Here is a 1,475-nt window from a genome sequence, read left to right as displayed (position 1 = left end):
CAATACCGGTGATTTAGGGATCTTTCCTGCGAGTCGGGTGCGCTCTGGTCGGCTTGGAGATGGTGATGGTTGGTGTCTCGGGGCTGGGTGGCCGCTGGTGTTCGGTCCGCTTGAGTTTCCAGTTGGCCATCTTGCGTTTGATCACACGGGGGTTGGATCGTAGCCGCCGGGGTGGCAGGAGCCATTCGCGGATCTCACGCAGGGCTTGAGCCAGGGATCGGATGAGTCGCGAGGAGGGAAAGCGCCGCCTGACCGGTGAGGTGGCGGCGGACGACGCGCAGGGTGCGGGTGAAGGAGATCCGGTCCGGATCGCATCCCTCGCCCCGTGCGGCGTCGTGCATCAGATCCCGTAGCGCGTGATGGACCAGCAGGAACGCGAAGATCTCCTGTTCCACGCCGGCCGGATGCTGGGAGCGCAGGACCAGGCGGGGACCGCCCTGGTGGGTCTTGATCTCGTCCAGCGTGGTCTCGATCTCCCACCGCTGGGCATACAGCGCGGCCATCTCGGCTGCGGGTGCGTCCTTGGGGTCGAGGATGATGGTGATCAGCCGGTAGACCGTGCCGTCGGTTCCGGAGCCGAGGGTGTACTCGATGACGCGGACCGCAACCGGGTCGGCACGGCGGTTCTTGTCCCGCGCCGCAACGATCTCCGACAGGTAGGAGCCGTCGGGAAGGGCCTTGACCACGGGCAGGACCGCGCTGCTCTTCACCCGCCACAACAGATCGGCGCCTTTGGCGGTGGCCGCCCGCCACAGGTCGGCCCCGGCGAAGCCGCGGTCGGCCAGCAGCAGCATCCCCGTCGACAGGCGGTCGAACAGGCGCCGGGCCAGCACCGTCTCGTGCTCGGCCAGCGGCCCCACCTCGGCGGCGAAGACCGCGTGAGTGCCACACTCGACGAGCGCGGCCACCCTGGCCTGGGGAAAGGCACCCCGCCGCTGACCGCGCGACGACCCCGGACGGCCATAGAAGGCCCCATTGGCCTCGGTATCGGGCAAATCAAAGGTGGTCCCGTCCACCGCGACCAACCGCCAACGGCCATACCAGGCCCCAGGCGTCGCATCGGTCGCTACCGGTCGGCACACCCTCGCGAACAACGCCTTCAGCGGTTCGGGACCCAGGCGCAGACGTGCCCGGCCGATGGCCGCCGTCGACGGCACCCGCCACGTCCTATCCCAGCGTCGCTCGTGCTCAAGGCCGCAGGTCAGCAGCCTAGCGACCTCCTCATACCCCTGCCCCGAGAACAAGCACATCGCCAGCACGAAGTAGACCACCACCCGCGCCGGCAGCAGCCTGCGGCGCTGTTCGACCCGCCCGCACTCCGCAACCACCTCATCAACCAACCCAGGCGGAAACGCACGCGTCAAAACCCCAAGCGCGATCCGATCCGACAACCGCTCACCATCTGACGACTTCACCTGTCCGGGCCTTGGCACACCCACACAACGACACAGAACCCCCCAAAGTCACCAGTATTG

The 1,475-nt window shown here is 67.7% G+C and carries 1 protein-coding gene; it reads right to left on the bottom strand.

Features of this window, described 5'->3' with window-relative positions:
- Window positions 1-194 precede the first annotated feature (194 nt).
- Window positions 195-1,433 carry an IS4 family transposase gene (locus ADL25_RS09895; protein WP_059127291.1) on the bottom strand — a complete coding sequence of 413 codons (1,239 nt, stop codon included), beginning with the start codon at window positions 1,431-1,433 and terminating at the stop codon, window positions 195-197.
- Window positions 1,434-1,475 lie beyond the last annotated feature (42 nt).

The organism is Streptomyces sp. NRRL F-5122 (assembly GCF_001507435.1).
Classification (GTDB): Bacteria; Actinomycetota; Actinomycetes; order Streptomycetales; family Streptomycetaceae; genus Streptomyces; species Streptomyces lannensis.
This window is presented reverse-complemented; position numbering and strand designations above follow the sequence as displayed.